At 62.3% G+C, this 21,967-nt stretch carries 18 protein-coding genes; 8 read left to right on the top strand and 10 right to left on the bottom strand.

The window, feature by feature from the left end:
* The 4 genes from AC0L3N_RS23685 to AC0L3N_RS23700 all read right to left on the bottom strand — a co-directional run.
* Nucleotides 1–714 (bottom strand): SH3 domain-containing protein (locus AC0L3N_RS23685; protein ID WP_473549760.1); only part of this gene is annotated, 714 nt, incomplete at its 3' end.
* Between the two features lie 607 nt (nucleotides 715–1,321).
* Nucleotides 1,322–2,374, bottom strand: a complete 1,053-nt coding sequence (locus tag AC0L3N_RS23690; protein WP_473549761.1) for an LLM class flavin-dependent oxidoreductase — start codon at nucleotides 2,372–2,374, stop codon at nucleotides 1,322–1,324.
* A gap of 62 nt (nucleotides 2,375–2,436) precedes the next feature.
* On the bottom strand, nucleotides 2,437–5,643 hold the full coding sequence (locus AC0L3N_RS23695; RefSeq protein WP_473549763.1) for a type 2 lanthipeptide synthetase LanM family protein: 3,207 nt from the start codon (nucleotides 5,641–5,643) through the stop codon (nucleotides 2,437–2,439).
* 137 nt (nucleotides 5,644–5,780) lie between these two features.
* The gene (locus AC0L3N_RS23700) at nucleotides 5,781–5,945 is read right to left on the bottom strand and encodes a hypothetical protein (RefSeq protein WP_473549764.1); all 165 of its coding nucleotides are present in this window, start codon (nucleotides 5,943–5,945) and stop codon (nucleotides 5,781–5,783) included.
* 332 nt (nucleotides 5,946–6,277) lie between these two features.
* On the opposite strand from AC0L3N_RS23700, the gene AC0L3N_RS23705 reads away from it, so the two are divergent.
* A complete protein-coding gene (locus AC0L3N_RS23705; protein ID WP_473549766.1) occupies nucleotides 6,278–7,009 on the top strand; it encodes a formylglycine-generating enzyme family protein in 732 nt (243 codons plus the stop codon).
* Nucleotides 7,010–7,295: 286 nt separating this feature from the next.
* Nucleotides 7,296–7,691: a hypothetical protein gene (locus tag AC0L3N_RS23710; protein ID WP_473549767.1), complete on the top strand. Its 396-nt coding sequence runs from the start codon at nucleotides 7,296–7,298 to the stop codon at nucleotides 7,689–7,691.
* A 3-nt stretch (nucleotides 7,692–7,694) separates the two neighbouring features.
* On the opposite strand, the gene AC0L3N_RS23715 is transcribed toward AC0L3N_RS23710, so the two are convergent.
* On the bottom strand, nucleotides 7,695–8,600 hold the full coding sequence (locus tag AC0L3N_RS23715; protein WP_473549768.1) for a DUF808 family protein: 906 nt from the start codon (nucleotides 8,598–8,600) through the stop codon (nucleotides 7,695–7,697).
* Between the two features lie 915 nt (nucleotides 8,601–9,515).
* On the opposite strand from AC0L3N_RS23715, the gene AC0L3N_RS23720 reads away from it, so the two are divergent.
* Nucleotides 9,516–9,815 (top strand): hypothetical protein, encoded by a 300-nt coding sequence (locus tag AC0L3N_RS23720; protein ID WP_473549769.1) that lies wholly within the window; start codon nucleotides 9,516–9,518, stop codon nucleotides 9,813–9,815.
* Nucleotides 9,816–10,223: 408 nt separating this feature from the next.
* Here the strand turns inward: AC0L3N_RS23720 and AC0L3N_RS23725 are convergent, their stop codons facing one another.
* The 4 genes from AC0L3N_RS23725 to secA form a co-directional block, all read right to left on the bottom strand.
* Nucleotides 10,224–10,832, bottom strand: coding sequence for a hypothetical protein (locus tag AC0L3N_RS23725; protein ID WP_123149178.1), 609 nt, complete (start codon nucleotides 10,830–10,832; stop codon nucleotides 10,224–10,226).
* A 361-nt stretch (nucleotides 10,833–11,193) separates the two neighbouring features.
* A complete protein-coding gene (locus AC0L3N_RS23730; protein WP_123149177.1) occupies nucleotides 11,194–12,474 on the bottom strand; it encodes a GNAT family N-acetyltransferase in 1,281 nt (426 codons plus the stop codon).
* Nucleotides 12,474–13,874: a lipopolysaccharide biosynthesis protein gene (locus AC0L3N_RS23735; protein WP_473549772.1), complete on the bottom strand. Its 1,401-nt coding sequence runs from the start codon at nucleotides 13,872–13,874 to the stop codon at nucleotides 12,474–12,476. The genes AC0L3N_RS23730 and AC0L3N_RS23735 overlap by 1 nt, the downstream gene beginning before the upstream one ends.
* 357 nt (nucleotides 13,875–14,231) lie before the next feature.
* Nucleotides 14,232–16,964, bottom strand: a complete 2,733-nt coding sequence (gene secA / locus AC0L3N_RS23740; RefSeq protein ID WP_473549773.1) for a preprotein translocase subunit SecA — start codon at nucleotides 16,962–16,964, stop codon at nucleotides 14,232–14,234.
* Nucleotides 16,965–17,215: 251 nt separating this feature from the next.
* Here secA and AC0L3N_RS23745 point away from each other — a divergent pair, with 251 nt between their 5' ends.
* The gene (locus tag AC0L3N_RS23745) at nucleotides 17,216–18,145 is read left to right on the top strand and encodes a peptidylprolyl isomerase (RefSeq protein WP_473549774.1); all 930 of its coding nucleotides are present in this window, start codon (nucleotides 17,216–17,218) and stop codon (nucleotides 18,143–18,145) included.
* 249 nt (nucleotides 18,146–18,394) lie between these two features.
* On the opposite strand, the gene AC0L3N_RS23750 is transcribed toward AC0L3N_RS23745, so the two are convergent.
* Nucleotides 18,395–19,042, bottom strand: a complete 648-nt coding sequence (locus AC0L3N_RS23750; RefSeq protein ID WP_473549776.1) for a TetR/AcrR family transcriptional regulator — start codon at nucleotides 19,040–19,042, stop codon at nucleotides 18,395–18,397.
* Between the two features lie 110 nt (nucleotides 19,043–19,152).
* On the opposite strand from AC0L3N_RS23750, the gene AC0L3N_RS23755 reads away from it, so the two are divergent.
* The 4 genes from AC0L3N_RS23755 to AC0L3N_RS23770 all read left to right on the top strand — a co-directional run bounded on the left by AC0L3N_RS23755 (nucleotide 19,153) and on the right by AC0L3N_RS23770 (nucleotide 21,940).
* Nucleotides 19,153–19,383 (top strand): hypothetical protein, encoded by a 231-nt coding sequence (locus tag AC0L3N_RS23755; RefSeq protein WP_473549777.1) that lies wholly within the window; start codon nucleotides 19,153–19,155, stop codon nucleotides 19,381–19,383.
* Between the two features lie 117 nt (nucleotides 19,384–19,500).
* Complete coding sequence (argJ, locus tag AC0L3N_RS23760; RefSeq protein WP_473549778.1) at nucleotides 19,501–20,742, top strand: bifunctional glutamate N-acetyltransferase/amino-acid acetyltransferase ArgJ; 1,242 nt, start codon at nucleotides 19,501–19,503, stop codon at nucleotides 20,740–20,742.
* Nucleotides 20,742–21,521: a GNAT family N-acetyltransferase gene (locus tag AC0L3N_RS23765; RefSeq protein ID WP_455850058.1), complete on the top strand. Its 780-nt coding sequence runs from the start codon at nucleotides 20,742–20,744 to the stop codon at nucleotides 21,519–21,521. Before argJ ends, AC0L3N_RS23765 begins: the two co-directional genes overlap by 1 nt.
* Entirely contained in the window at nucleotides 21,518–21,940 is a 423-nt protein-coding gene (locus tag AC0L3N_RS23770; protein WP_123149167.1) for a (deoxy)nucleoside triphosphate pyrophosphohydrolase, read from the top strand. Before AC0L3N_RS23765 ends, AC0L3N_RS23770 begins: the two co-directional genes overlap by 4 nt.
* The last annotated feature ends 27 nt before the right edge of the window (nucleotides 21,941–21,967 follow it).

A 21,967-nucleotide genomic window follows, 5' to 3' on the forward strand; every position in this document is an offset into this window, starting at 1 on the left:
CGTGTTTAGGATTTCTCCGCGAGGTTGGTCACGGACGTTGAGCGGTGTTCCCGTCGGGTCGGCCACGATGCAGCTTTCACTACAACTCAAATAGTCGCGAAAAACCCAGCCATCGGCTGCCCCGGTGATGCGGACCCACCATTCTCCCTGATATCGTCGCTTCTCTCGAACTTCCACCGATCTGCCGTTTGGCAACGTGTTTAGGATTTCTCCGCGAGGTTGGTCACGGACGTTGAGCGGTGTTCCCGTCGGGTCGGCCACGATGCAGCTTTGATAAGGGGAGGGCCGAGGGAGAAGAGCAGCTGGCTTCGGCTCTTCGACGACGGGTGGATTGGCCGGCGGCGGATATCCCGCGAGGAGTGCGCGTGTCCCCGCGATCGAGGCCGTGCTGGGCCGCGCCGTGCTAACGGCGCCGTACAGGCGACACCTGCCGTTTGCTTGCGAGTAGTCGAATCCGGCGCAGCCAGAGCGCCCCGCACAGATCTTGCTGCATTCGGCGGAAGGTTTCGAAAACTCTGCGGTCGGCAGCCCCGAAAGGACGGTGCCCGGATAATTGAAGAAGACGTCCGGGGGAGGAGGCTGCTGCGCGAGCGTCATGCCCGGCATCACGGCAGTGAATGCGACCGAGAGCATAAGGAGCAGACCCGCGAAATACGCGATATTACTATCCAAGCTGGAAGGCAGGTCGCGACCACGACCAATCTTGGCTGACAAGAAACGGAATTCAAAATCGTCCCCTCGAGGCCTGCGCATATAGATCGGCCCCTGATCGCTCAGTCGTCGCAGAGGCCCGAGCATATAGGCGCACACCTTACCCTATCACGCAGCGAACATCCCTTTTCATTGACGGCACACTCGTCAAACGAATATTTGTTTCTGCAGCCCGGCGGATAGGGACCGTACCCGTCTCCGGGATCATCGGCACCTTGCGCCAGATTTTGCCAGCCTTCCCTGTCAGCAGCGGTCCATTGCGACCGGACTGGAGTTTCGGATAGGTTGCCGCCATGGAACCATACGTCGGCAGCGCAAGCCGATGCTGTGCTTGCAAATATTGGGGCCGCGATGGCCGCCGCGGCCGCGAGAGTCTTTGCTATCGACGACATTTTCTCAACCTAGACTCAACGATACCTGCATACCTACAATACCAATGCCGAGGACAGCGACATGACCCAAGTGGGCTATGTCGGCAAGATTTGCGTACAATGGGCAGCATTGCTGCTTCCTGCCAGTCAAGCCGTTCGCGAGCACGTTGGATAAACTTGGCGTTCCGGGAATGACGTTCCTGGGCTGAACAGCATATACAGCATTGTTGTCCCGAACCTCAGCCGTTGATCTCAGGGCAGGTGTTGCGGCTGGTCAGTGCTGGCGTGGGGAGTGCTAGTCCGAACCTGTCGGCCATCAATTCGTACGAACGGCGACGCGCGCCGTGGTCGTAGATCATGCTGAGGACCATTAGTTCATCGGCCGTGGTTGCCTCGATCAGTTGGACGAGCTCGCCGTGTACCGTCGCCGGGCTACCGACAAACATTCGTGCGCGGCTTGCCTGTATCCGCTCGCGGTCGCCGGCGGTGTAGGGATACGCAAGCGCCTCCTCCGGGCTCGCGAGCGGCAGGAACTCGCGGCGGCTGCTGCGGACGTAGTTCAGGTCGTAGGTCGCCGTGAGACGTTCAGCCTCCGCGTCGGTCTCGGCGCACACGACATGTACGGAGAGGATCGCGTAGGGCCGTTCGCGCCACCGTGACGGTCTGAACCTTTCGCGGTAGGCGTCCATTGCCGCCCACGCGTCGTATTTGGCGAACTGATGCGCGAAGGAGAACCCCACGCCGACCATCGCGGCAAGATCGGCGCTGTAGCCGCTCGATCCCAGCAGCCAAACCGGCGGCAGAGGCACCCCGTCAGGCACGGCGCGAACACTGCAGAGCGCGTGCCCTTCCGGAAATTCGCGCGTCTCGAGCAGGATCAGTTCCTGGAAGCGGTCCTGGAAATCGTCCTCGGTGACGTCCTGCCGTCGCCGCAGAGCGTTCGACGTGACCGGATCGGTGCCAGTGGCCCGCCCTATCCCGAGGTCGATCCGCCCCGGGAACAGGGCTTCCAGGACCTTGAACCGTTCCGCCACCATAAGCGGGGCGTGGTTTGGCAGCATTACCCCGCCCGAACCGACACGGATATGCCGCGTGGCGGCGGCTACCTGTCCAATCATGATGTCAGGCGACGAACTGGCAATCGACTGCGCGTTGTGGTGTTCGGCGAGCCAGTAGCGCGTGAACCCGAGGCCGTCCGCCAGACGCGCGAGATCGAGCGTGTTGTGCAAGGCCGCCGCCCCGGACGAAGCGGTCGTCACCGGCGACAGGTCGAGTACCGAAAGCGGGATCATTGCCGCACGTCAGCACAACTCAGGGAGTGCAGATTCGTCATCCACTGCCGACGGACCATTGTTCACTCCCAGGTGAGGATGTTGGGAACAGAGGCGTCGACCTGCCGCAGGCAGGCGTACCCCACGCCCGCAAGACCGAGGTATAGGCCGAGATTGAACGCTCTCTGGCTCCCATACCATCGGTAGTCGCCGGCCGAGGACGCGGTTTTCAGAACGTCCAACAGCCGGTCCGATGCGAGTCTTAGGATATCGGCGCGGGTCAGCGCTTGCCCCGCGGTCCGGAAAAATTCTACGTTGCCGAGCGTACCGCAGCACATCGTGTCCGTGCGGCCGGGCCATTCCTTCTCCGCGCCCATTAGGGCGCTGTCAATGTCCCTCCTCAGGACTCCGGAATCGAAAACTTCCAGCTTCATCGTGGCCAGCCGCGCGAGACCGACTCCGGTCGCTCCGTGACACCACTGGGAGCGCCATGGGTGGCTTACCGTTTTCCGCCAGTCGGGCCAGTTCCTTCTTTTCGGGTCGTAAGTGGAATTCTCGAAGGCGATGGCCTCAGACGCCGCGTCAGCGAAGTCCTTGCGTCCTGTCGCGGCGGCGAGGGAAGCCAGCGCGTAGGCGTAGCCCGCTGCACCGTGGGACATGCCGTTGAGCGGTCGGTCTCCGCCCAGGCCTTGCCCGATCCAGCTGCGGGAGCCGTCGGGTTCAAGCCGTGAGTGGGCAAGCAGATGTTCACCGCACCTGACGGCACGCCCAATGACCTCGTGCGATCCGTTCAGGCGATACAGGCTCAGCAGTCCAAGCACGGCCCCTGCGCTCCCATGCATGACGTCCAGCCTCTTGTCCGCCGCTATCAGGTCGTCGGTGAACAACTCTGCAGCCACGCAGGCGTCAGCGAGCAGACCGTCGTTCCTGAGGCACCTGCCCATGGCTGTGAGTGCGTAGACTATCGAACCCATCCCCGCGGTTCCGCCGATGCCGAGAAGCCGGACCATGCGGGACGCATTCCTGCTTCGCAGGTTCTTGCGAAGGTGCCCGACCGCCGCCAGCGCCAGTTCCTCGGAGGAACTCCGTCCGGAGACGGCGGCATGGGTGGCCAGAAAGAGCGCTATTCCGCAGTGGCCGTTATACAGGTCGGGACCTAGGGCGACAAACCTGCCGAAGTCGGAATGACGCTGGTCGAGGCCTAGCCAGGCAGCGGAAGGTCCCCGCCGGATGGCGTACCCGGCCAGCTCTTCGGCTACGCTGTCCGCTTCGGCGAGAAAGACCGGATTTGCCTCTGCGTCCATTGCACCTGCGGACCCGCCAGACAGCGTGTGTGCTCCGCGGATGCCCGCTAACGGCGACAGCATGTTGGTGTTTTCTTCCACAACGGCGAGCTGCCATTCGACTTCCTGTTTGTCGAGGCCCCGAAGACGCGCCCGGACTCGGTCGATGCCGCAGACCGCTTGGGTGGTGACCAGAACTCCGGTCAAATCCCCGATGTCGCGACCGTCGGCCGTCGTCAGAAAGTAGGGCACGTTCAGCTGCAGCAGAGCCTTCCGTTCGGCGCCTTGCAGCGGCCAGGAAGGATCGTCGTCCTGATCCCAGTTGGTGAACCTTGTAACGAAATCCGCCTGCGCGGACCACATTATCCCGTCATCCATCGGCCCGGAATTCTGGAGGCGGTGGATCAGCCCGTAGTAGAAGCTGGTCGCGCGAAGGACCCGGCGCACGGGGAGTCCAGCGAAGGCGTTCAAAGGTTCGTTGAGCGTCCCGTCCCGGCTTCTGGCCATCAGGAACTGCGCATACTCCCGGAAGCCTTTGACGAACTCCCGCCGATAGTCTTCCAGCTTGGCGTAGTGGCCCCGGAAATGCGGCAGGTTGGGGGAATCCGTCCTGTCCTCGGCCGCCCTCGCGGGGTGCATTTCATCTGTGTTCGCTTTCTCCCAGGCAATTCGTTTTATCGAATTCCTGTACGGGACCATTCCTCCAACCGCGAGCATCTCGTCACTGGGCAACTTGATGAACCCGGGGAGCAGGCCGACTGTGCAGACGGAATTTGAGATGATCTCGATTGCGGCCTCGTAGGCCTGGGCTTCCGGATCTTCTGACTTTTGTCGATGGGTGGTGGGCTGAAGTATCGTTTCCAGGTCGATCGGGACAGGATGCTCGCCATCCGCAATGATGTTTTCCTGATGGAAGTCAGTTCCGCAGAAACAATGGAACAAGGCCAGCCATGCGCCGGCGCTCTCGAAAAAGCGCCCGCAGCCATCCTCGTCTTGGCAGCCGTCGTGCTCGATGAACTCAGTCCAGCCGTATCCGTCACGGGCAAGCGTCTTCACCGTCTTGAGCAGCAATGGCGGCCTGGCCTGGTTCAGCTTCGAGACCAGATCGTGCCAAGCGACGTCGAGGCGCAGGTCCTTGGGCTTGTACACGATCTGCTGTCCGTTCTCGAACCTGACGAGCTGGACGGAATGGCCGCCATTGTGAGAATCCGACAGACCTCCCATGACGTGCTCGACCCGACAGCGCGCATTTGAACCGAGAATGCTCCGGCGAATCATTTCAATATCTGACTGGAGTCGCACGACGAACTCGCGCCAGGTTTCGATCCACTGGCGCGTGGCCACCGCGATCAGCCGCAGCAGGACAGGCCTCTCCTGGAAGAGCCGGTACAGGCCGCCACCTCCCGTCATGTCCTCCACGAAGGCCGTGTAAACTGAGGTCGGTGCCTCGCGGGCGGCTGCAGGCTTGTTCTTACGGGTCTTTTCGAACTGCTCGAAGATCGCAGGCGCCGCGAGGGTGCTGAGTGAATGCAGCAGCGCCCTGCGCAGGCAGGCGCGCGCGGGGGCCGTCAGGTTCTCGACGGTGGCAGCTTCCATGCCCTGCCAGAGCCGGGTTTCGGCCTGGAGCACGAGCTCCACAAACAGGTGCTCGAAAGCTATCGGATCAGCTTGGGGCACGAACGAGACGTGGTGCCGCTTGCCCAGCGCGCCGTCGATCCAGACGGCATCCTCTGCCCAGGCGGGCGGCGGAACCCGTGGATTACGCCGGACCGTGGCGAACCTCGCTAGTACGTCGGCAAATTGGAATCCGTCTCGCTTCAGCCGTCTGGAGAACAGGGACCAGTCGCCGTTAGCGCAGGACCGGCACCAAGCAGCGAGCCGCCGCCCGGCCACCTCGGCATCATCCTTCCGGCCCGGTATCGGCTCAAAATCGTCCGAGAGGATATCGTCAATGGTCGCGGCCCGGATGATCAGGCGCTCAAAGGACGTATCTAGGCGCTCAGTCAAAGGCTGGACAGCTTCTGGCGAATGAAGGCGAGGGAGCGCGGGCGGCGAGCGCGTAGAACCGGAAATCCGCAATACGTTGTTGGTAGGAACATCCGGAGCGCCCGCCGCCTAGCTCGCGTCGCCTTCGTCAGCCTCAGCTAGCAGCACGTCGTGTTGCTGTCGCAGGTGGAAGCGCAGCTGGCATCCCACATGAGCCCAAGCTGGGGCTCGTCGCCTGCTGCGGCTTCCAGCGCCTCGTCGGAGACGTCGTAGTTCAGCAAATCTTCTTTCTTCAGCAGACTTTCATTTGCGCGGTCGCCCATAGAAATCTCCTCCTGATCCGCTTTCCGTTCTTGTGGCCCTCAGCGGGCATGCAAGCCGAGGGCTGGAGCGCTTAGCTCAAGGACAATCTATCACGCGGCAAAAAAAAAGCGCATGGCCCAAATGGGTCATGCGTGGATTGACCCAATTGAGCCATGCGCTTTTTGCGTCTTCTTGATATGGGCGATGTCATTGTTCACGAGGTCTAGCCTTAGCTAGGGCCATCATGATCCTCGCTTGAAGGGGTCGAGCCGAAGTGCCAGCGCAGGATAGCAATATTTCCACCGGTCCAGTCCAGGGGGACCGATTCCGGGATTTTCAAGAAGCTCCTGAAATGACCGTCGTTCCCGCGGGAACTTTCCTGATGGGATCGGCTCCCGACCAGGGTAAGCCGAACGAACGACCCCGGCACCAAGTGACGATCCCGCGGCCGTTCGCGGTTGGCGTTGCTCCGGTCACACACGGAGAGTTTGCAGCCTTCATTCGAGCCATGGATTATCACGTCGAGCCGGGCGCAACGGTGTTGGATGGCTTGAAATGGAAATTCGACGCTGCCAAGTCCTGGCGAGATCCAGGGTTTGCGCAGACGGATGACCACCCCGTTGTCTGTGTAAGTTGGCATGACGCACATGCCTATGTTGCCTGGCTAAAGGAACGGTCCGGCAACGCCTATCGGCTGCTTTCGGATGCGGAATGGGAGTACTGCTGCCGAGCCGGAACAACGACCGCCTACAGCACGGGGGACGACATCGCGCCAGAGCAGGCCAATTTTTCCCGCCATGCCGAGGGCACGACTACGGTTGCCATGTTCCCGCCAAATCCCTGGGGGCTTCGGGACATGCACGGCAACGTCTGGGAGTGGTGCGAAGATGACTGGCATGAGGATTATGCAGGTGATCCACCGTTGGACGGATCAGTTTGGCTAGGCAGCGATTCTGCACGGCGCGTCGTCCGCGGCGGCTCCTGGGTCGGCTATCCTCACTATCTCCGCTCGGCGTACCGCCACCGCGACTCTGCTGGATCCCGTGACAAGGACGTCGGCTTTCGCGTTGCCAGAGTGCTCTAGCTAACCCGCTGCGCGGCGGAAAGTCATTAACGGCCCAGCAGGGATGTCCTGATGCGTAGTGCCGCCGGATTGCGCGTCCCCTTCCACAAAGAGAAAGCTCCAATCGCTCCATTCGCAGTGGAGCTATTACAAAGGCAAGCCGGACGGAAAGTTCGGAAAAGCGTCCAGGGCGGCGGCCGTCGCTTCTTCAAGGACCGAGGCGAGGAGGTTCGGAAGATCGCGACCGCTTTTGGCCCAATCTCGCGGTTCGAGAATCCCGACGGAAAACCCGGAGACATCAAGCTTATTGGATGACCGGTTCATCGTTGACGTTGTCCCATATCTCGAACCAGAAGCTCGGATTCGGCATGGCTTCGAAACGGTTCTTCAAGGCGATCGATCGTTTCTAAAACAAGTCAAGTCGCCAGCCGGACTCGGATGCGATCTGGCTGCAGGCATTGTCCCTCTGCTGCCTGCCGAAGTTCAGCAAAGAAGCGCCAATCTCGTTTTCAGTGCGACTGTCGAGGTCGGCCCACTGGCCGGCGCCGCATTTGGATTGCTGGTCCGGCAAAGAAGCAGTGTCCGACACGCGGGTTTCGTCCTCGGCAACCTGCAGCCGGAGCTGCCTCATCGGATGTTCCCGGCCACCGCTTGCGGACTGGAAGTCATGTTTTTCTTCGAACGGTGGCGCTGCAATGCTTGATTTCTATGGATAAACTTTACGGAATCGTGTGGCGATGACACGGCAAGCCGATGCAATCTGTCCAATGACCGGTACGGCGACAGTTCCCGTCACGGCTCCGAAGAAGCAGACTCCAAATGCGAGCCCAGCGATGCTCGCAGCATCTGCGACGGCAGGGAACGCATCCGCTCCCGTGATTGCGAACCAGCCCACCAACGTGGCCGCAGAATGCAAACCATAACTCATGAACCCGATCTGCAGGAAGATTCCACCGACGCAAAGCATCGCGGTTGGCAGGGTCGCCCAAAGGCATTTCAGAAGAAATGCCATGCCTTTCAGGCCGATTTCGTTTCCCTTCACTATGAGGGCCAGAGGACCGTATATCCCCGCGGTGGCGCCTATTCCGAGAATAAGGGCAAGCATCAAGGGATTCGAGGGCGAATCGACCCAGTCAAGAACCGGAATCCATGCGAGCGACATGAGCAGGGCCGAAAAAACGAAATCCGTACGGATGGCCCTGCTCGCCCTTGCCTTTTCGAATTCTTCGGCGCTGCCGGCTTTGCCCTGAACCAGGGTTTCGTGTTTGTAGGCACCGCGAGGCGAGAAAATGCCATAGAGCTTCTCGGCCACCTCGTAGCAGAGATAGATACCGCCGCCAAAGCCAACTGTTGCCATCGCCAGTTCCGCATTGTAGCTCCCGAGCAGGAGTATCATCGGCAGCGCCACCAGCAGCTTGTTCAATAGGGTCACGGCGGCGATGCGCGCGATGATTTTCAGTTTCTGGTCCGCGGAAATGCCGACAGCGGTGACGGTCCTGTCATTGATAACCTCGTTCCGCCCCTTGACGACCGGCGTCGTGACGTCGGGTATGGCTGCGGATTTAGCCGTCGCCGTGACCTCATCCAGTAGCGCCATTAGTCCAGTGCTCATGTAAGTCCCCTGCGTAGTATCGGCACTGTTTGCGACAGCAGGCCAGCGGACCATGGCCCGAATCGTCGTAAGAGCGACATCAGTCGCAGCTGCATCCGGGGTCGTCGTAGTGGATCGTGTTGCAGCACCACGGGAAAGGGTCTCAGTAGCGGGCGGCGAGCTTCTGCGAAGTGCTCATTGGTACTGGCCGGCAAGGCACGATGGAAGGAACTTCCTAGGATTCCGATGCCGTCGTTAATGGACCAGGTTCCTGCAGTCCGAGGACTGAAGTAGGTAGCAAGGAAAGGCTGGCGGCGATGACCAATTTTCAAGTGGCTCCTCCTCGGTTTTGTCCCCACCCGTACGCGGGAAGGAGAAAATCAATACGATCATTCACGCGCCAGTGCATGACCCATTTGGGTGGACCCTAGCCCACCCTGCATTACTCATCGACTTACTTGAACTTCCACAATACTGATGTCTGATGGCAACCCTGGTGGCCTGATCCTTCCGAATGCGCGGCACCTCCTCCCCTATCACCGTATGGATCGAGCTGCGCTATAGAAATCGGATTCGCTGAAATGCTTGTTGTAACCATTGGTGTGCTTGGCCTGGACGATCGTCGTGCCAACCCAGGGTACGGCCTTGCTTGGGTGAAGTTCGGCGGCGCGGACGAATTTTCCTCACGCCCACCATCGGCGCCTTTGGCGAATCCCTTGACCTGCAAGGCCTAAAATAAGCTGGTGTCGCCCCGATTGGCCGCACACACCATGGACATGACATAGGGCGGGTCGATGAAGCTGTCAGAGATCATCCCCGATGCAGGGGCCCTGATCGCTTTTGAGTCCGATGAGGTTGGCTTGCGGGTTCTTCCGTACTTAGGGAGATGGCCGATGCACGAGTCGTTGCAGCTCAGCACGCCAATCAATCTCATGTGTGGCCATCCGCAAGCGCCCGCACAGACACCAGTTGGCGAGGGCATTTACCCAGGGAGTTCAAGGCCAGAAGGATATGGCCGTTAATTCGGGCGAACGAGTTGCCAGGATGGAGTTGTTCGCCGGCGCGATTGGCTCATACAAAAAATCCTCGGTCGACCGAAAGCTGGATCTTGATGATCCCGATGAATCAGCCGAGATCATCATGCTTGCGAACCATCTGCTGCGTATCGTCGATGCGATGATGAAGAAAATTTATCCATACGAAAAACCCCGGCCACGTCTCCGCAGCCAGGCCTAATGGGGGGACTTCGATCAGGGCTACCGTTGCACCACCAACACGAACTGCGCCAAGCGATCGATCTGAATTCGCCACCCCCCGCCGTGGATGGCCTGCACCTCAAACTCCTTCCAGACTTTGTGAATGTCAATCGAACCAACGGAACAGCTGGCGCCCGCAATTTATTACCAGAAGGTGAGACAAGCAGCGGAAGAAACATAATGAAACATGGCGCTGTCAGACTGTCCCACTTTGCCGCAAACTGTTGATTTTGTTAGCTTCAGGCACGCCGGCTAGGGGCACCATTTTCCACCCGAGACGCCTTGAAAGCTCGGTTGAATGTTATCCCAGGAACATCCTGGGATAACCATAATTCAGGCCCAGGCCGGTGCTTCCTGATTAGATCAGACTCCGTACCTCAGGTCGCCATCACATCGGCCCCGGCACCATCTTGGTCGGCTGCTCCGGCATCGGAAACGCGTAATTGTCGCATTTCACGTCGGGGTTCGTCGGGCTGAACATTCCAAGCGGGTTGTCCTTGAACAGCCAGACGTGAAGATCGTAATGGTAGAACTCCACCGGAATAAGCGGATAATGCCCCTCCATCGGCCCCTGGAACGTCTGTCCAAAGAGTTTCGGCGGCTCCTTGGTGTCGGGCGTCAGCGGAACAAGCCATTCCACGGCCACCAGGCGCAAGCCGCCGTCGACCGGCTCATAGATAAGGACATTGGGGCGCGCTGGATCTGGTGTCGGGCTGACGCTCGCGACGTTGACGAAATGAATGCCCATCGCGCCCTTCGGGTAATCCATAGCTCCAGCCACTTTTTCGCCGCTGTAATAAACGCATCCGACCGTCGACAGATAGAGGTCGCGAATGGCGGCCTTATAGTCTTCGTACTTTGATAGCGATTGTTTCAGGGCATCGATCTCGACCTTGCCGGGCTCGGCGGCCTGACCTGCGGCCGCAGTCAGGCAGGCGCCGATGAGGCCGGTCAAAGCGAGAATACTGCGACGCCTGAGGTAAGTGGTTTTCGTCATGCATTCCTCCCAGTTTTTTGTTCTGCCGTTCTGCCGTGCAGGACCGAGGCGGCAATGATGCTGGTTGCGCGGCCGATCGCCGATGCTAATCCTTTCCGCTGCTTGTGAGAATTAATCCTCACGACCTAGGCTCTGGTCTTCGACTGAGCCTGAAGGGGGCTGTCGACGGTCGCTGCCGACCGGCCTCCATCTGCCAATCTCCAACGTCTGGTGATTAGCTAAGTCCCACCGCGCCTTCGTCATCCCAGGGTCTGCGCTCCGCTTCGCTGCGCTCCTTGCTCCGCCCTGGGATGACGAAGTGGAGGGATGCTTCGGCTATTGGCCCGACCTGTCAAACCAGGTCCTAGCAGGACCGCCAACGCTACCGCCGTCCCAGCAAGCTCTTCATCCGGTTGCGCAGCAGGCGCGCCATGTTGCGGGTTTCGCGGTAGAGGTGAAGCTGCGACGCCGCCTGGCGGGCGAGGCGGTCGGCGTCCGGCGTCAGGCCGATGACCAGCGTGCCGATCGGCCTGCGCTCCGTCCATAGCCGGCTCATCACCGGATGGTCGGGCACGGCGCAGGAATCGGTGATCATGATGTTGGGATCGTCGAGATGCTGCCCGGTCACCTCGATCATCAACAGCGTGCCCGGCGAATAGGCGGCGAGCGTCTCGTCATAGGCCGTCTTCCAGGTGTAGGCGACGCCGGCCTCGACGAAGACGACCAGGCTGGCGATGGTGCGGTCGTCGAGCGTCAGCGAATGGATGCGGCACAGATCCTGTTCGGCCAGCCGGTGCACGGCCTCGCGAGCGAAGGCGGCGCGGTAGCGGTCGATAGCCATGGCGGTGCGCTCGCGACCTTTCCAGCCTGCTGCTTCCAGCGTCAGGAAGCGTTCGATGGCATAGCGGATATTTTCCGGTCCGCGCGCCACCAGATGCTCCAGCCTGCCGAGGTCGGCAAGGCGGCGCTTCAGGCGGCGGAACTCACGATAGTGGTGCGAGCGCAGCGAGGCCTTCAGATAGTCATCGCCGTCGATCTCGCTTTCGAGCATCGGGCGTTCGGCCTTGCCGGTGGTGACCAGCGTCAGGCCACGCGTCTCGGCGACGGTGGCCAGCAGGCTGGCCACCGGGCCGTCGAGCCGGATGTCGGGAAGCATGAAGACTTTAGGCAGCTTGAGATGCGGCCGCGACAGCATCGAGAAGAAATCCTCGATGACGCCGACGGGATCGTCACGGTCGACCAGCGGCGTGCCGATCGGGCCGAACGGGCTCGACCATGTGCGCATGACCCGTACCCCGAGCGGCATCGCCGGCCGCTCCACCGAGAACGGCACCAGCAGGCGCAGCCGGTTGCGGTATTCGTCGCCGTCGCGGATGACCGCCAGCCGCACCTCGCGGTCTTCCAGCCGCGGCATGGCGGGCGCCAGGAAGCGCGGGTTGAAGAAGACGTTGGGCTCGATCGTGCGGGTGCAGAGATAGTCGAGTTCCTCGACCAGGTCGAAGCCGGCGGAAGCCGGGTAGATCGCCAGCTTGCGCTCGGGCCGGTCGTTGGCCAAGAGTTCGATATGGGCGGGATCGGCTTCGCGGGCCAGCCCTGCGAGGCCGGACACCATGGCGCCGGCCGGGCCGCCGCTGGTTTCCTCGAGCAACGGGATGGCGGCCATCACGCGGCTCCTTCGGCGGCTGCGAAAATCGCCATGACGATGCCGAGCCTGCGCCAGACCGTGAAGGACAGCGCGCCGGCCTCGAAGATCATGGCGAAAGCGGTCGCCATCGCCGCGCCCCACAAGCCGAAAAGCGGGATCAGCACCAAATTGAGGCCGATATTGAAGACCAGCGTCATGGCGTAAACGGCGGCGCAGATGTTCTGGTTGCCGCTCATGGTGAGCAGGCTTTCGCAAGGGCCGACGGCGGCGCGGGCGACGACGCCGAAGACCAGCAGGAACAGCAGGGGATAGCCGGCAACGAATTCGGCGCCGAACAGGCTCAGCATCGGCTCGCCCAGCACCAGCACCAGCAGCGCCATCAACAGCGACGGCCAGAACGTCCACGACACCGTTTCGCGGGCGAAGGCTGCGAGCTTTTCCGGCTCGCCATGGGTGAATTGCGCGTACCGCTGGGCGACGCCCGCCTTGACCGCGAAATAGACGAAATGCACCAGCGCCAGCGTTTTCACCGTGGCGAAATAGACGGCGACGTCGTTGGGATTCATATAGGCGCCGACCATCAGCACGTCGGCATTGGTGAGCAGGAAGAAGAAGCCTTCGACCAGGAAGATCGGCAGCGACACCAGGAACCACTGCGCGAAATGCACCTTCATCGGCCCGGCCGGGATTTTTTTGTCGATGCGCGTGGTGATGCCGATGAGTTGGCCGAGCGTGGTGGCATAGGCGGCGGCGATCGAGGCGAAGATCGCGGTCCTGGCGTCGGGCGCAAAGCCGACCACAAGCATCAGCGCCATGAGCGCCAGGATCAGCATCGGCCGCACCAGATAGGTCGGCGCCAGCGCAAACAGCGCCCATGAGTTGGCCCGCGCCAGCCCCTGCAGCAGGTCCGACATGGCGATCATCGGCATGCAGATGAGGCCGAGAATGAACGGCACGACATAGTAGTTTTCGATAAACGGCGAGAGCAGCCAGACGCCGAGCGCGCCCAGCCCGGCAATCGCGGTCGAGGCAACCAGCACGAACAGGCGGCTGGTCAGCACGATGCCGCGCAATTCGGCCAGCATGTTGCGCTCGCGGTATTCGGGAATGAAGCGGATGACCGAAGTGTGGAAGCCGAGGCAGGCGAGATTGCCGACGATGACCATCGTCACCCAGACGAGGACGAAGATGCCGTATTCGAACGAGCCCATCCAGCGCGCCATCAGCACCTGGCTGACGAAGGCGATGACGGCGCTGACGATGCGGATGGAAAAGGCGATGAGCGACATGCGGCCAGCTTCGCCGCGCTCGCCGGCGGTGAACAGCACGGCGTCGATACGGCCAAGCAGCGGCTTTACGCGCAGCGCAAGGCGCTGCGGCAGGAACCGCCCGGCTGTCGTCGCCGCGGAAAAGCGCACCCAATACTCTCCGTTTTCCGCCTCTTTTTCGGGTCTGGGTCTAGCGAGAACAAATTAAGAAACGGTTGGGTGAGCTCTCCTTCGCCCCGGGGAGAAGGTGCCGGCAGGCGGATGAGGGGCGGCGCCATGGCTTTGTGCCATGTTCACCGTTCGCGGCAGAACGCGACGAAACGACAGGCCAGCTGATGGAAAGAAATAAGAGCTGAAGGCCCATTTCCGGTGTCGGCGGGACAGCACCCCCCTCTGGCCTGCCTGATATCTCCCCTCAGGTGGGGAGATTGGCTAATCGCCAACTCCGGCGCTGCCCCTCATCCGCCCTTCGGGCACCTTCTCCCCGTGAACGGGGCGAAGGAAAGCTTACGCAAACGCCCCATGGCAGTGCTTGTACTTCTTGCCCGAGCCACATGGGCAGGCCTCGTTGCGGCCGACCTTGCCCCAGGTGGCGGGGTTGTTGGGGTCGCGGTTTTCGGGGGCGACGATGGCGTGGGTCTCCTGGCGGACCAGAAGTCCGGTCTCGCCGCCGTTAAAATCGTCCTCGCCGGTGGTGCCGTCGAGATGGCTGCCGAACATGTCGGGCGTCTCGGGCGGCGGCGCTTCGGCGGCCTGGCGGACCAGCTCGACGCGCATCAGTTGTGCGGTGACGGCCTGGCGCAGATTGCCCAGCATCGCCTGGAACAGCTCGAACGCCTCGCCCTTGTATTCCTGCAGCGGGTCACGCTGGGCGTAGCCGCGGAAGCCGACGACCGAGCGCAGGTGATCGAGGTTGACGATGTGCTCGCGCCACAGATGGTCGAGCGTCTGCAGCACCACCGAGCGCTCGACATAAGTCATCACGTCGGGGCCGAAGCGCTCGGCACGCTCCTTGGCGGCGGTTTCGGCCGCCTGGCTGATGCGTTCGCGGATGTCGTCCTCGGCAATGCCCTCTTCCTTGACCCAGTCCTCGATCGGCAGGTCGAGATTGAGGAATTCGGCGACCTCGGCCTTGAGGCCGGCGACGTTCCACTGCTCGGCATAGGCGTTTTCGGGAATGGCCTTGGCGACGATCTCGTCGATGACTCCCTCGCGCATCTCGGCGATGGTCTCGGACAGGCCTTCACCGTCCATCAGCTCGAGGCGCTGCTCGAACACCACCTTGCGCTGGTCGTTCGAGACGTCGTCATATTTCAGCAGGTTCTTGCGGATGTCGAAGTTGCGCGCCTCGACCTTCTTCTGCGCTTTTTCCAGCGCTTTGTTGATCCAGGGGTGGATGATCGCCTCGTCTTCCTTGAGGCCGAGCTTCTGCAGCATGCCGTCCATGCGCTCGGAGCCGAAGATGCGCATCAGATCGTCCTGCAGCGACAGGAAGAATTTTGAGCGGCCGGGATCGCCCTGGCGGCCTGAGCGGCCGCGCAACTGATTGTCGATACGGCGGCTTTCATGGCGTTCGGTGGCGAGCACGTAGAGGCCGCCGGCGGCCAGCGCCTTTTCCTTCAGCCGGGCGACGTCGTCGCGGATTGCCTTTTCCCTGGCTTCGCGCTCGGGACCAGCCGGCATGTCGCCAAGCTCCTCGGCGATGCGCATGTCGGCATTGCCGCCGAGTTGGATGTCGGTGCCGCGGCCGGCCATGTTGGTGGCAATGGTGATGGCGCCCGGCTTGCCGGCCTGGGCGACGATCGCCGCCTCACGCTCGTGGTGGCGGGCGTTCAGCACCTCGAATTCCCTAAAACCTTCCTTGCGCAGACGCGCGGCCAGCAGCTCGGATTTCTCGATCGAGGTGGTGCCGACCAAGGTAGGCTGGCCCTTGGTGCGGGCTTCCTTGATCTCCTTGACGATCGCTTTGTATTTCTCCTCGACGGTCCGGTAGACCTCGTCGTCTTCGTCAATACGGATCACCGGCAGGTTGGTCGGGATCTCGGTGACGTCGAGATTATAGATGTTGCCGAATTCCTCGGCCTCGGTCAGCGCCGTGCCGGTCATGCCGGCAAGCTTCTTGTAGAGGCGGAAATAGTTCTGGAAGGTGACGGAGGCGAGCGTCTGGTTCTCCGGCTGGATCGCCACATGCTCCTTGGCCTCGAGCGCCTGGTGCAGGCCTTCCGAATAGCGGCGGCCCGGCATCATGCGGCCGGTGAATTCGTCGATGATGACGATCTCGCCGTTGCGCACGATATAGTCTTTGTCCTTCTGGAACAGCTGGTGCGCCTTCAGCGCATTGTTGACGTGGTGGACGATGGCGACGTTCTCGACGTCGTAGAGCGACTCGCCCTTGAGCAGGTCGGCGTCGCGCAAAAGGTTTTCCAGCTTCTCGGTGCCCTCCTCGGTGAAGATCGAGGTCTTCTGCTTCTCGTCGATCTCGTAGTCGGCCGGCTCGAGCTTCAGCATGAAGGCATCGATGGTGTTGTACATTTCCGAGCGGTCCTCGAGCGGACCGGAAATGATCAGCGGCGTGCGCGCCTCGTCGACCAGGATAGAATCGACCTCGTCGACGATCGCGTAGCTGTGGCCGCGCTGCACCATCTGACTGCGCTCGTATTTCATGTTGTCGCGCAGATAGTCGAAGCCGAGCTCGTTGTTGGTGGCGTAGGTTACGTCGGCGGCGTAGGCGGCGTGGCGTTCCTCGTCGGACAGGCCATGGACGATGACACCGACGGTAAGGCCGAGGAATTTGTAGACGCGGCCCATCCATTCGGAGTCGCGCGTGGCAAGATAGTCGTTGACGGTGACGACGTGGACGCCTTTGCCGGCGAGCGCGTTGAGATAGACGGGCAGCGTGGCGACCAGCGTCTTGCCCTCGCCGGTGCGCATCTCGGCGATACCGCCATTGTGCAGCACCATGCCGCCGATCAGCTGCACGTCGAACGGGCGCATGCCGAGCACGCGGCGCGCCGCTTCGCGCACGGTGGCGAAGGCCGGCACCAGGAGATCATCGAGGCTGGCGCCGTTGGCGACGTCCTGGCGGAATTTTTCCGTGCGGGCTGTTAGCTCGGCGTCGGAGAGCGCCCGCATCTCGTTTTCCATGGCGTTGATCGCTTCGACGCGCGGCCGGGTCGACTTGACCCGGCGATCGTTGGAGGAGCCGAAAACCTTACGGGCGAGACCGCCAAAACTGACCATTCAATGGTCCTTTCGATAGCATTCCAAGTCGTTGCGACGGGTGCCGGCGGCCCCATCAAATCCACGTGAAACGCGGACAAACGCAAAAAGCGCCCGGAAAACGGTTCTGGACGCAAAGTCGTTGGACAGATAAGAGGGGGCTCAATCGATGTCAACGGCGCGCTCGCCCTGACGACCGTGCCAAATTCCGCCACAATCCGGCTGGTCTGGAAGCCATCCCGCTCTAGCTATCCCCTATTGGAGTTAATCGTATGTCCTTATTGTTCCGCCGCGCGTCGCTCGCCAGCCTCGGCCTGGCATTCGGGCTGTCGGCTCTGCCGCTGTCGCCACTGATGGCGCAGGACACTGCGCCTGCCCAACCAGCCCCGGCCCAACCGGCCGCCCCCGCCCAACCGGCGCCGGTCGATCCGAACGCCGTGGTCGCTACGATCAACGGCCAGACGCTGACCGAGGCAGACCTTGCGCTTGCCGAAGGCGAGCTGTCGCAGCAGTTCGCGCAGATGCCGCCCGAACAGCGCCGCGCCGCAGCACTTTCGGCGGCGATCGAGATCAAGGTCATGGCCGCCCAGGCGGTCACCACCGGCCTCGACAAGGATCCAGACTTCCAGCGCCGCATGGCGTTCCTGCAGCAGCGCGCGCTGCATGGCGAGATGGTCGAGAAGGATGTCGTCGGCAAGGTTACGGATGCCGAGGTTCGCGCCCGCTACGACCAGGAAATCGCCAACACGCCGCCGAGCAACGAGGTGCATGCCCGTCATATCCTCGTGAAGTCGAAGGAAGAGGCCGATGCGATCATCAAGCAGCTCGACGGCGGCGCCGATTTCCAGAAACTCGCCAACGAGCACACCAGCGATCCGAGCGGCAAGACCAGCGGCGGCGATCTCGGCTGGTTCGGACCCGGCCAGATGGTGCCGGAGTTCGACAAGGCGGTCTTCGCGCTGGCGGTCGGCAAATACACCGAACAGCCGGTGCAGTCGCAGTTCGGCTGGCACGTCATCCAGGTCGAGGACAAGCGCGCCAAGCAGCCGCCAGCCTTCGACCAGGTCAAGGACCAGGCCCGTCAGGCGGTCATCCGCGACAAATACATCGCGCTGGTCAAGTCGCTGCGCGCCGAGGCCAAAGTCGAGATCCCGGACGAGAAGCTGAAGAAGACGGTCGACGCGCTGGAAAACACCAAGTAGGCGAGGGCGAGGCTAGGGCAAGCAGGGGGTCGTCGGTTCTTCCCTTCTCCCCTTGTGGGAGAAGGTGGCCTCGCCCACGGGTCTTGCCTCCGGCAAGCCCGAGGACAGGCTCCGCTCGGTCGGATGAGGGGTGTTCCAGCTTGGCACCGACAGCGCTCCGGCCAGCACCCCTCTTCCGTCTTGGCGCTGCGCGCCGATCCACCTTCTCCCACAAGGGGAGAAGGAAAGAATCGCGGCGCCGAGATCGCCCTATCCTACGATGCGTCGACGCTTTGAACGCTGCCGGATCGCCGGCGGCGAGTTCGCCGGTGGAGCGATGCCTCGTACCACATAGCGGACCGCCCTGCGCAGCGTCGCTTCGTCTTCGTCGAGGCGATTGGTCAAAAGATGCGTCCAGGCAAAGGAGGCGACCAGGTCGGCGACGAGCGTGGCATCGACGTCGGCCGCCACTTCGCCTCTTGCCTTGGCGCGTTCGATCATCTGGCCGGTATGGGCATGGCGTCCTTTGGTGTATTCGACAAGCACGGTGGCCACGGTCGCATCCGACTGCGCCTCGGCGATCAGCGATCTGAAGACGCTGCCTGACGACGTGTCATGCCAGTGCGAGAACAGGTTCTTGAGGAAGCCGACGAGATCATCCTCGAGGTTTCCGGTATCGGGATTTTCGACGCGCTTTAGCCGCTGATAGACGTCGAACAGCAAAGCGGCCTTGCTCGGCCACCAGCGATAGATCGTCGGCTTTCCAGCACGCGCCCGCCGCGCCACCGCTTCGATCGAGAAGCCGGAATAACCGGCCTCGACCAGCACTGCCTCGGCGGCGTCGAGAATGGCGTCGGCGCTGTCGGGATTGCGCCGCGCGCCAGTTGATTTGCGGACCCGATCTGCGTCCTCAGCCATCTGCTTTTTTCCTTATCGGCAGTTCCTCAACATGCATATACGACCTCTTGACGAAACGGAACGGCTCGTTTTATATAACGGAACGTTTCGTAACGATAAGGAGAAAGCCAATGACCTCGACCGCCGTCCGCTTCTCGCGCCTCCGCTTTGCCCTGCTGGTGCTTGCCGGCGTCTATCCGCTGATCACCGCCATCCTCTATGTGGTGTTCCCGCTGACCGAAGGGTGGGAGATCTGGCAGCGCATGCTGGTCATCGCGCCGCTGATGGTCGCGATCATGATCTGGGGGCTCATTCCGGGCGTGCAGAAGATGTTCCGACGGTTCCTCAATCCTGCCCAGTGAGGTAAGCGTGGTGCGGCAGTTCGGTGTCGTCCGCAACGGTCGGGAAAACGCCCTTGCGCCGGCGCCCGCTATCGGGCAAACCGGCGTTCCCTTGCGATTTTCCCGCCCGAGGTCTTCATGTCAGCCACGATTTCGCCGCTCGCGCCGAAGAAATATCCTGAGATGCCTGACATCGAGGGCGTCCGCATCGCCACTGCCGAGGCCGGGATAAAGTACAAGAACCGCACCGACCTGCTGACCATGGTCTTCGATGCCGGCACCACGGTCGCCGGCGTGTTCACCAGGTCGAAATGCCCGTCGGCGCCGGTCGATTTCTGCCGGCAGAATCTTAGCGCCGGCAAGGCGCGCGTCCTGGTCGTCAATTCCGGCAACGCCAATGCCTTCACCGGCAACAAGGGCCGAGCCTCCACGGCAATGACCGGCGAGGCTGCAGCCAAGGCTGCGGGCTGCACGCCGGACGAGGTGTTTCTGGCCTCGACCGGCGTCATCGGCGAGCCGCTGGATGCCGGCAGGTTCAGCCACCTGCTCGCCGGACTGGTCAAGGAGGGCAGGCCGGATCTGTGGACCGAAGCCGCCAAGGCGATCATGACCACGGACACCTATCCGAAACTGGCGACCGCGACGGTAAAACTCGGCGACGCCGACGTCACCATCAACGGCATTGCCAAGGGCGCCGGCATGATCGCGCCCGACATGGCGACGATGCTCTCCTTCATCGCCACCGATGCGCCGATCGCAGCCCCAGTGCTGCAGGATCTTTTGTCGCGCGGCACGGCCAAGACCTTCAATGCGGTCACCGTCGACAGCGACACCTCGACCAGCGACACGCTGCTGATGTTCGCCACCGGCACGGCATCCAGGCGCGGCGCGCCTGACGTCACCGATGCCGGGGATGCGCGCCTCGGCGCCTTCCGCCGCGGGCTCGGCAAGGTGCTGAAATCGCTGGCGCTGCAAGTGGTGCGCGACGGCGAGGGCGCGCGAAAACAGGTCGAGGTCACCGTCACCGGCGCGAAATCGGCCCGCTCGGCCAAGCGCATCGCGCTGTCGATCGCCAATTCGCCGCTGGTCAAGACGGCGGTCGCCGGCGAGGACGCCAATTGGGGTCGCGTCGTCATGGCCATCGGCAAGGCCGGTGAACCGGCCGACCGCGACCTTCTGTCGATCTGGTTCGGCGATATCAGGCTGGCGCATGAGGGCGAGCGCGACGCCGCCTACTCCGAGGAGGCGACAGCGGCCTACATGAAGCGCGACGAGATCCGCATCCATGCCGATATCGGCATCGGCCGCGGCAAGGCGACGGTGTGGACTTGCGACCTCACCAAGGAGTATGTCGCCATTAACGGCGATTATCGGAGCTGATGGCGTTGGTTTCCAGACATCCGGCAAGCGTGCTTGCCATCGTGCGCCGCTATGAGGCGGCCGGCTTTCGCGCCTGGCCGGCGGCGGCCGTCCATTATGACGGCACCTGGGTGGTGCGGCTGACGGCGGGTCATCCGGCCAAGCGGCTGAATTCGGTCAATCCACTCGATCCGGGCGACATCCAGCACATTGCCGAGCGCATCGGCCGCGCCAGCCGCCGTTTCGACGCCTATGGCCGGCCGCTGACCTTCCGCATATCGCCGCTGTCGGGGCCGGTTCTTTCCAAACATCTCGACAGCGAAGGCTGGAGCACATTCGACGAATCGCTGGTCATGCGGCTGCCGCTGGCAGACGCCCAGCTCGATGCCGCCATGGACCAGATCCCGCTGAAGGACATCAGCCGCTTCATCGGCGCGTCGCTCAAGGTAAGCGGCTCGGATGTGTCGCTGCGGCCGGGCCTGTCGGAGATCATCGGCGCCATCCAGCCGGAAGCCGGGCTGTTCGCGCTCGAAAAGGGCACCGAACCGCTGGCGACGCTGATCTGCGTCCACGATGGCGATCTTGCCGGGCTGTTCGAGATCGCCACCGACAGATCGGTACGCAACCAGGGCCACGGCCGTCACCTCATCCTGTCGGCGCTGAAATGGGCACGGCTGCGCGGCGCCCGCGAAGCCTGGCTGCAGGTCGAGGCCGACAATGCGCCGGCGCTGGCGCTTTATCGTTCGCTCGGGTTCGACGAAGTCTATCGTTATCATTATCGCCGGCCGCCCGGCGCATGACCGGCCCGAACCCTGTCGGCAAGCGCCTGCTCCTGGTCGCAGCCTGCGCGCTGGTCGATACCGACGGCCGCGTGCTGCTGGCGCAGCGGCCCGAAGGCAAGCAACTCGCCGGCCTGTGGGAGTTTCCGGGCGGCAAGGTCGAGCCCGGCGAGACGCCGGAAGAATGCCTCATCCGTGAGTTGTACGAGGAGATCGGCATCGAGACCGATATTCCCTGTCTGGCGCCGTTCACGTTCGCCAGCCATTCCTACGATGATTTTCACCTGCTGATGCCGCTGTTCGTCTGCCGTCGCTTCCGCGGCATCGCGCGGCCGAAGGAAGGGCAGGTGCTGAAATGGGTGCGGCCGCGCCAGATGCGCGATTTTCCGATGCCGCCGGCCGACGCGCCGCTGATCCAGTTCCTCATCGATCTTCTGTGATTGTGCCGTCACTGCCCGATTTAGACA

The organism is Mesorhizobium sp. WSM4807, from assembly GCF_055811615.1.

Excerpts from the sequence above, each read along its gene's own strand:
- AC0L3N_RS23700 (WP_473549764.1), bottom strand. The coding sequence starts at position 5,945 with ATGGGCGACCGCGCAAATGAAAGTCTGCTGAAGAAAGAAGATTTGCTG.
- AC0L3N_RS23690 (WP_473549761.1), bottom strand. The coding sequence starts at position 2,374 with ATGATCCCGCTTTCGGTACTCGACCTGTCGCCGGTGACGACCGCTTCG.
- argJ (WP_473549778.1), top strand. The coding sequence starts at position 19,501 with ATGTCAGCCACGATTTCGCCGCTCGCGCCGAAGAAATATCCTGAGATG.
- AC0L3N_RS23705 (WP_473549766.1), top strand. The coding sequence starts at position 6,278 with ATGACCGTCGTTCCCGCGGGAACTTTCCTGATGGGATCGGCTCCCGAC.
- secA (WP_473549773.1), bottom strand. The coding sequence starts at position 16,964 with ATGGTCAGTTTTGGCGGTCTCGCCCGTAAGGTTTTCGGCTCCTCCAAC.
- AC0L3N_RS23755 (WP_473549777.1), top strand. The coding sequence starts at position 19,153 with ATGACCTCGACCGCCGTCCGCTTCTCGCGCCTCCGCTTTGCCCTGCTG.
- AC0L3N_RS23770 (WP_123149167.1), top strand. The coding sequence starts at position 21,518 with ATGACCGGCCCGAACCCTGTCGGCAAGCGCCTGCTCCTGGTCGCAGCC.
- AC0L3N_RS23715 (WP_473549768.1), bottom strand. The coding sequence starts at position 8,600 with ATGAGCACTGGACTAATGGCGCTACTGGATGAGGTCACGGCGACGGCT.
- AC0L3N_RS23750 (WP_473549776.1), bottom strand. The coding sequence starts at position 19,042 with ATGGCTGAGGACGCAGATCGGGTCCGCAAATCAACTGGCGCGCGGCGC.
- AC0L3N_RS23765 (WP_455850058.1), top strand. The coding sequence starts at position 20,742 with ATGGCGTTGGTTTCCAGACATCCGGCAAGCGTGCTTGCCATCGTGCGC.
- AC0L3N_RS23745 (WP_473549774.1), top strand. The coding sequence starts at position 17,216 with ATGTCCTTATTGTTCCGCCGCGCGTCGCTCGCCAGCCTCGGCCTGGCA.
- AC0L3N_RS23730 (WP_123149177.1), bottom strand. The coding sequence starts at position 12,474 with ATGGCCGCCATCCCGTTGCTCGAGGAAACCAGCGGCGGCCCGGCCGGC.
- AC0L3N_RS23725 (WP_123149178.1), bottom strand. The coding sequence starts at position 10,832 with ATGACGAAAACCACTTACCTCAGGCGTCGCAGTATTCTCGCTTTGACC.